This window comes from Sphingomonas sp. (assembly GCF_025353885.1).
Taxonomy (GTDB): domain Bacteria; phylum Pseudomonadota; class Alphaproteobacteria; order Sphingomonadales; family Sphingomonadaceae; genus Sphingomonas_O.
Map to the genome: position 1 here is coordinate 1 of NZ_JANXNX010000079.1, position 7223 is coordinate 7223.

A 7223-nucleotide genomic window follows, 5' to 3' on the forward strand; every position below is an offset into this window, starting at 1 on the left:
CGGCCGAGATCGCCGTGCAAGAGGTTGCCCAGCCATTCTATATAGCGAACGGGAAGCGGCCGGCCCAAGCCCAGGTCGTGCTCGATCGCGGCTCGAGCATGCGCCAAAGCAGTTGTTGACAGCACTTCGGGTGGCAGCAGGGAATCCACCACGTCGCCAGGAAGCAGACTGAGGAGGAGGAAGCTCACGACGGTTACCAGAAGTCCGACGACCGCCAGATGGCCCATGCGCAGCCTCAAGCCCCTCGTCCGCCGCCAAGTGAAGCTTCGTCCACCAGCTGCCAATATACTCATCCGGCGCCTCCCTTGGGCGGCCCTCTATCGCGTGGGCCGCTCTCCCTGGTCGAATAGTAGGTCCCGTCGCCAACTGGAAATTGCATATTTCTATTGGAGCCATGCATCACGGCGATGCTTCCCACCCATTATCAACGACCATGCCCTGGCTTGATGCGAGCCATAGGAGGATCCGATTTGTAACCGCGGCGAGCGGGAAGCAGAGTCTTCTCAACATGGTGGCCCAGACGAAATCCTGTAGCCCCAACGCCGGAGGTATAAAATGGCTAGTGAACCTGGCGAGGCACTCGTGTCGTCGCCCCCTGCAATCAATCCGATCAGGCTCGGCAGAGGGACCTCCGCGAGCATCGACTTAGAGTTGACGCGACGTTTCCACGAAGAATTTCTTGGTCTCCAGTGCGTTCGCTACGCGCACGACGGCCTGCTTACCCGCGATCTCGGCCACAAGACGGGCGGGCGCCTCGACGGCGGCGACTACTGGGTCTTGGACACGAGGTTGGTCGAGACCATCGAAACTCCCCAGTGCGTTTGGAACCATTGGGGTGTGGATGTCGACACTCGCGAGGAGGTCGAACAGGCGCACCGTATCGCGACCGAGCGTAAGCAATACTTCGGTATCGACGAAGTTCAGGATATCCGGAATCAGCATGGCTCCTATTCGTTCTATTTCTCCGACGTCATGAGTAATTGGTGGGAGATCCAATTCCTTATGCGCTCGCAAGAAGAAATCGATCGCTGGCGTCAGACGTTCGGCAAGAAATGACTGCGAGAGGTAATATGAACATCCATTCTTCCTTTGATCCAGTCGTCCGGTCGAACGCGTTCTCGCACGGGACGCTGGAAACCGCAGGCCTTGACCGGACGGGACCATTTTACGAAGAGTTCCTCGGTATCGGCTGGTATCGCCAAGCGCGGGTGGCCGGTGGTTTCAACAGCGGCTCAACAAAGTGGTATGTCGCCTGTCTCGGTCTTCCAACCGGTGTCGAGGTCGCCCAGTCCCGCGATTACCGTTGGGTGCTCGCCTTGGGAAGCGATGAAGAGATTTGCGACGCCCGGCAGAAAGCGCTCGAAAAGCGCGAACTCTACGGCATCCAGGAGATCACGGACATTTGCGAGAACCGTTTCGGGGGAGTCTCTTTCGTCCTCCAGGACCTGAACGGCTGCTGGTGGGAGTTCGAACACCGAACGACGTTCTGTTACGATGATCTCTTCGCCGCGGGGGACGTCGTCTAAGCGCGTCAGCGCGGGCGACGGATAATTACATGAAACTTCTGACACTCAGAACTGCTTCGGGCCACCGCGCTGGTGCCGAGATTGGCAATGTCATCGTTGACCTCGGCGCTGCATTTTCGGCATTGGGGATGGTGCCTTGGTCGCCCCACGATGTCGGCGAGATTGTAGCGATCGGGAAGGATGGCTTGCGACATTGCCGTCAGGCACTCGACCGAATCAGCGGCCTATCCGGCGAAGCCGCCGCGGCGCTGTTGGACGATGGTATTACACTGGCCGCGGAGCAAGCACGGCTGGCGTCACCTGTTCTTCGGCCTGGCCTCATCATGCTCGGTGGCCGCTCATACTTCTCGCATCTTGAGGAGATGTCGAAGAAGTATACGCAATCGGCCTCGTTCGCCCCGCCCGAGCCGAATGCTTTCAACCAGAGTCCCAACAGCGTTATCGGATCCGGCGAGCCGATCATCCTGCCGCTGCCCTCCCCGGACATGGTTGATTATGAAGCTGAGCTTGCGGTCGTTTTCGGTCGTCGCTGCCACGCAGTCACCGAGGAAGAGGTGCGCGCCTGCATTGCAGGGTTTACGCTCATGAACGACGTGAGCGCGCGGGACTGGAATGCATCCGCCCAAACTCCGAGCGGTGCCGTCGACTTCACGAAAATCCGTCTGGGCAAGCAGTTTCCGACCTTCTGTCCGGTCGGTCCAGCGATGACCACCATCGACGAGTTTGATGACTTTGGCGACATCGTGTTCGACTGTCGCGTCAACAGTGAATTGGTCCAGTCGGGCAGCACGGCCGACCTCGTGTTTTCCATTGAGCGGATGATCTCGTATTATGCCCAGTGGCACGTCTTCAAGCCTGGCGACATCTTTTCGATGGGGACGCCCGCGGGAGTTGGTCACGCGCGGGAGCCCAGCGTCTTCCTCAAGGCGGGCGACGTGGTGGAAGTCTCATCTCCCCTAATCGGCCGCCTGCGCAACGTCGTCGAACGCGCGCCACCTCAATTTAGCGAAAGAAGGAAACTGCAATGCGGCTCGTGACGATAGATGACCTTCCGCGCAGCCGCGCGGGGCTGATTATAGGAAACGAGGTCCTGTGCGCCGCGCATGGGTTTGCGTTTTTCGGGATGCTCCCCTGGAAGCCGGCGAACGTTCTAGAGATGCTCGAAGCAGGCGAATCCGGCCTAATCGGCCTCAGGGAGCTGGAGAGCCGGACAAAGGAAGCCTTGTCGGACGAGCTCATCCGCCTGCGGCAGCTGCGCGGATTAACACCGCTCGCCTCGACCAAGCTGCGTGCACCAATCGAGCGGCCGCGAATTCTGCTGTCGGGGGGTGCGCAGTTTCCCTCCCACCAAGAGGAGATGACGCGCCTCATCAGCGGAGATGTGCCTCGTCCGGCCCAACCGGGCGGCACAGACCGTGGATATGCAACGCGTCGCCGACCGAGCGCACACACGAAGAACGCGGGCTCGATCATCGGGCCCGACGATCCCATTGTCCTTCCGTCACGAGCCCCGGGGATGGTAGACTGGGAGGCAGAGTTCGCCGTCGTGTTCGGCAAGCCCTGCTTCAATGCCTCCGTCGAGGAAGCAGCTGATGCGATCGTGGGCTATACCTTCATCAACGACCTCGGCCCGCGCGATCCTGCGATGTCGAGCTTCGATGCCGTCAAGGCCGGCAAGCCTATGGACTTTGCACAGATAGGTCTCGCCAAGAGCATGCCGACTATGTGCCCCCTGGGACCGTGCGTGGCTACGAAGGAGGACGTGCCCGATCCCGACAACCTGCGGTTCTGGCTAAAGGTCAATGGAGTACTCATGCAAGACGCGAGCACCAGCGAGATGGTCTTCACCGTCGCGCAGCTCGCAGCCGAGATGTCGCAGTGGTATGGCTTCGAGGCCGGTGACGTGCTGTCGATGGGATCTCCTGCGGGTGTCGGCCTAGCGCTGAAACCGCCCCGGTTCCTCCAAGACGGAGACGTAGTGGAGATCGGCGCGGAAGGGATCGGCGTGCTCCGAAATCCCGTGAAGTCGGTTTCGGGCCCGTCCGAGCCCCTATGGACAGTTCCCCAGTCCTCTGTCGCATGAGCAACCAGCGCCGCCAGATGCGCGTGCGCTCGGCAGAGTCCGTTGCGCGCGAAGTTAAGGCGCTGGAGCTCGTGCCCGTCGATGGAGAAAGCCTGCATCCTTGGGCCCCAGGCGCGCACATCCGCGTCTGGCTGCCGGACGGCGACACTCGGGCCTACTCCCTGATCGGATCGCGCTCCGATGATACGAGGTACAGTATTGCGATCCGGTTGGATGAACATGGTCGCGGGGGCTCGCGCTACATGCACGCGCTCGTCCCCGGCGATCTGCTAGCGATCAGCGACCCCAGAAACGATTTTCCCCTTCAGCAGACGGCAACCTTCCATACGCTTGTTGCCGGAGGCATAGGCATCACGCCGCTGATGGCAATGGCGGAGGAGCTCTCGAGCGACGGAAGGCGGTTCCGCCTAGTTTACTGCGCTCGGACCCCCGACCACGCGGCGTTTCTCGACCAAATGCAGCAGCGTTTTGGATCGAATGTCGTGGCGCATTTCGACGAGGGGCATGCGAAACGGGCGTTCGACATCGCTAAACTCCTGTCCGAGCCGAACGCGGGTGAACACGTCTATGTTTGCGGCCCGAAGGGTATGGTAGACGCGGCTCGCCGTTCAACCTCGCACTGGCCGGAAGGCACGTTTCACACCGAGATCTTCACGAATGCGCCGCTTCCGACAGAAGATGAGACTGATGAGGGTTTCGAGATAGTTTTGGGCAGCAGCGACGAGAAGCTGCAGGTCCCGCCGGGGAAGTCGATCCTCCGTGTCCTTCTCGAGAAGGGGCTGCCGGTCGAATATTACTGTGAGCAGGGCAGCTGCGGCCTATGCACGACCGGGATATTATCCGGTCTCGTGGAGCATCGCGACGTGGTGCTGAACGACGAGGAGAAAGCGTCGCAGAAGATAATGCAGGTCTGCGTGTCGCGCCCGCTTCCGGGCGAGGTGCTTGTCCTCGATTTGTGATTGGAGAAAGGTGATGGTTGCTCGCTTCGCAAACCTGATCGGCGGCGAATGGCGCGAGGACGGCCCTTGGGAAGTCAATCGCAACCCGTCCGACGTCGATGACGTCATCGGCGAATTCGCCATTGCTGACGAGCGAACCGCAGAGGATGCGGTTACAGCGGCGCATACGGCGTCTGCGGCTTGGCGCGTGTGCGGCGTGCAGCCGCGCTTTGACATTCTAGATCGTGTGGGTGCTGAGCTGTTCGAGCGTCGCGCTGAGTTCGGGGGCATTCTTTCGCGAGAGGAGGGCAAGACGCTCCCCGAGGGGATCGGCGAGGTCGTCCGGGCAGCGCACATCTTCAAGTTCTTCGCCGGTGAGGTGCTGCGCGCCGGTGGTGAAACCCTGCCGTCGGTCCGCCCCGGCATTACAGTCGATATCACTCGGGAACCGGTTGGCGTCGTGGCACTCATTACGCCTTGGAATTTTCCGATTGCCATTCCCGCCTGGAAGGCGGCGGCGGCGCTCGCGCATGGCAATACCGTAATCCTGAAACCGGCATCGCCAACTCCGGCGTCGGCCTGGGTCCTTGCCGACGTTTTGCAGCGCGCCGGCTTGCCAGCCGGCGTGTTCAATCTTGTAAATGGCGGCGCTGAGGTTGGTGAGGTTCTTTCCCGCTCGCGCATGGTCGATGCCTTAAGTTTCACCGGATCAGTCGCGACCGGGGCGAGAGTATTGGCCGCGACCATTCCGACCCAGAAAAAGGTCCAGCTTGAAATGGGGGGCAAAAATCCGCTCCTCGTGCTTTCCGATGCTGATCTGGACGTTGCGGCGGAGGTCGCTCTTCAAGGTGCCTTCGGATCCACTGGACAGCGCTGCACGGCGTCGAGCCGCATTATCGTGGATGAACGCGTCCATGATCGCTTCGTCAGCAAGCTAGTGGAGCGTCTTCGGACCTTCAAGGTTGGCCACGCGATGCACGATCAGACGAAGATGGGTCCGATCGTGACCCAAGGTCAGCGCGAATGCGTAATGACCCATATAGAGGAGGCTCGTCGGCAGGGTGCGCGCGTCGCGTTCGGGGGCGAGATCCCCAAAATGCCACACGAAGGGTATTATTTGACACCGACACTCCTCGCCGACACTGAGGCCAGTCAGAGTATCAATCGCGACGAAGTTTTCGGCCCCGTCGCCTCGGTCATTCGGGTGAAGAACTATGAGGAAGGTCTCGCGGTTGCCAACGACACGGAATTCGGGCTGTGCGCCGGCGTGGTGACGCGGTCCCTGAAGTTCGCCCAGGACTTCAAGAAGAAGGCTCGCGTCGGAATGGTGATGGTGAACCTTCCAACGGCGGGGGTCGATTACCACGTGCCCTTTGGGGGGACTCGAGCGTCGAGCTATGGATCGCGGGAACAGGGCACATATGCACGCGAGTTCTACACGACAGTGAAGACCGCCTACACGCTGCCGGTCTGAGACGGTGTATCCAACACCTGGATGCGGCCATCCAAACTTCCAATTTTTTGCATCAAGTTCGGTCGCGTATCACGATTTCACAATTTCGGGTCCCCGGACGCGACGCACTCCGCTTGACAGAGCCGTCGCCGTCTGGCCCCACTTTTAACTGGAGACTAATCATGACCGACATCCCACAATTTCGTCGCGACCAGGCGGAGGTTCGCGAGACCCTTCCGGACTCCGCGGTGCCAGCCAAGCAGCGCCGACAGCTCGAATGCACTCCGGGCGACACGCACACCTTGGGTTTGCCTTGGGTTTTCCAAAATCAATCTGGTTTTAACTTCTGGGACGTGAAGACCGGAGATTATTTTGTACAGCTGGAAGGACGGCACTATGGTTGGGACAGCTCGACCGTGCAGGTATCGGAGATGGGCCCGGGCCAAGGCCCGGGGATGCATATGCATCCCGTCGAGGAGATATTCGTGCTCGTGGAGGGCGAGGTCGCCTTCGGCCTGAAGGAAGAGGTCATCCACCTAAGAGCCCCGGCGATTATGCGAATTCCTCCGAACACGCCCCACAACGTGACTACGCTGGGCCAAGGGCGCGCGAAGCTGGTTGACTTTTTCCCCTCCGCACACCCGGGGGGGATGCCTGGTGGCTTACCCGATCCATTTGATTACCTGAAGAAAGGCCAAACCAGTGAAAAGGCTGCGCAGATCGCCAATTTCAAAAAAATCGTCGCAGACTTTGACGATGATGGCGACGGCCGTATCTCGCGCGAGGAAGCCCCTATGATGCTCCGCGATATGTTCGGGCGCTACGATAGCGATCACGATGGTTACATCTCGATGGAAGATGCTGAAGCTTGGAATTAAGTTTTCCGCTTTGCTCGCAACGCCCCAAAGTGACGATTCTTTCAGTCACTTTGGGGCGTTTGAAGCGCGACCTACTGCGATGATTTCGCGGCAAGATCACGCGTTATTACCGGCGCTGGATGCGTTGCTTGCGGAGCGCAGCGTCACGCGAGCCGCCAAGCGCCTGAACTTAAGCCAGCCCGCTATGAGCGCCATACTCCAGCGACTCCGCGAGCTATTGGAAGACCCGATCCTTGTTCAGGTCGGACGTGAGCAGTTCCTCAGTCCTCGCGCTGCAGCCATGGCAAGTCCACTGCATCAGGCGCTTCTCGCTGTAAGCAGCGCAGTCGCGAGCCAGCCCTTTGA

The 7223-nt window shown here is 60.1% G+C and carries 8 protein-coding genes and 1 pseudogene; 8 read left to right on the forward strand and 1 reads right to left on the reverse strand.

The window, feature by feature from the left end; all coding sequences use genetic code 11:
- Window positions 1-227 (reverse strand): annotated as a pseudogene (locus Q0R02_RS08445) (hypothetical protein); the annotation flags it as partial.
- A 328-nt stretch (window positions 228-555) separates the two neighbouring features.
- On the opposite strand from Q0R02_RS08445, the gene Q0R02_RS08450 reads away from it, so the two are divergent.
- The 8 genes from Q0R02_RS08450 to Q0R02_RS08485 all read left to right on the forward strand — a co-directional run.
- Window positions 556-1056, forward strand: a complete 501-nt coding sequence (locus Q0R02_RS08450) for a VOC family protein (RefSeq protein ID WP_293882384.1) — start codon at window positions 556-558, stop codon at window positions 1054-1056.
- A 14-nt stretch (window positions 1057-1070) separates the two neighbouring features.
- Entirely contained in the window at window positions 1071-1526 is a 456-nt protein-coding gene (locus Q0R02_RS08455; RefSeq protein WP_293882386.1) for a hypothetical protein, read from the forward strand.
- Between the two features lie 128 nt (window positions 1527-1654).
- Window positions 1655-2563: a fumarylacetoacetate hydrolase family protein gene (locus Q0R02_RS08460; RefSeq protein ID WP_293882388.1), complete on the forward strand. Its 909-nt coding sequence runs from the start codon at window positions 1655-1657 to the stop codon at window positions 2561-2563.
- Entirely contained in the window at window positions 2551-3609 is a 1059-nt protein-coding gene (locus tag Q0R02_RS08465; RefSeq protein ID WP_293882390.1) for a fumarylacetoacetate hydrolase family protein, read from the forward strand. The genes Q0R02_RS08460 and Q0R02_RS08465 overlap by 13 nt, the downstream gene beginning before the upstream one ends.
- Window positions 3606-4568: a PDR/VanB family oxidoreductase gene (locus tag Q0R02_RS08470; protein WP_293882392.1), complete on the forward strand. Its 963-nt coding sequence runs from the start codon at window positions 3606-3608 to the stop codon at window positions 4566-4568. The genes Q0R02_RS08465 and Q0R02_RS08470 overlap by 4 nt, the downstream gene beginning before the upstream one ends.
- 13 nt (window positions 4569-4581) lie before the next feature.
- Window positions 4582-6021 (forward strand): aldehyde dehydrogenase family protein, encoded by a 1440-nt coding sequence (locus Q0R02_RS08475; RefSeq protein ID WP_293882393.1) that lies wholly within the window; start codon window positions 4582-4584, stop codon window positions 6019-6021.
- 161 nt (window positions 6022-6182) lie between these two features.
- Window positions 6183-6878, forward strand: a complete 696-nt coding sequence (locus Q0R02_RS08480) for a cupin domain-containing protein (protein WP_293882394.1) — start codon at window positions 6183-6185, stop codon at window positions 6876-6878.
- Window positions 6859-7223: LysR family transcriptional regulator (locus tag Q0R02_RS08485; RefSeq protein ID WP_293882395.1), on the forward strand; the 365-nt coding region annotated here is incomplete at its 3' end. The genes Q0R02_RS08480 and Q0R02_RS08485, both read left to right, overlap by 20 nt.

Coding starts and splice junctions, on each gene's coding strand:
- Q0R02_RS08455 (WP_293882386.1), top strand. CDS start 1,071: ATGAACATCCATTCTTCCTTTGATCCAGTCGTCCGGTCGAACGCGTTC.
- Q0R02_RS08460 (WP_293882388.1), top strand. CDS start 1,655: ATGGTGCCTTGGTCGCCCCACGATGTCGGCGAGATTGTAGCGATCGGG.
- Q0R02_RS08450 (WP_293882384.1), top strand. CDS start 556: ATGGCTAGTGAACCTGGCGAGGCACTCGTGTCGTCGCCCCCTGCAATC.
- Q0R02_RS08470 (WP_293882392.1), top strand. CDS start 3,606: ATGAGCAACCAGCGCCGCCAGATGCGCGTGCGCTCGGCAGAGTCCGTT.
- Q0R02_RS08475 (WP_293882393.1), top strand. CDS start 4,582: ATGGTTGCTCGCTTCGCAAACCTGATCGGCGGCGAATGGCGCGAGGAC.
- Q0R02_RS08465 (WP_293882390.1), top strand. CDS start 2,551: ATGCGGCTCGTGACGATAGATGACCTTCCGCGCAGCCGCGCGGGGCTG.
- Q0R02_RS08480 (WP_293882394.1), top strand. CDS start 6,183: ATGACCGACATCCCACAATTTCGTCGCGACCAGGCGGAGGTTCGCGAG.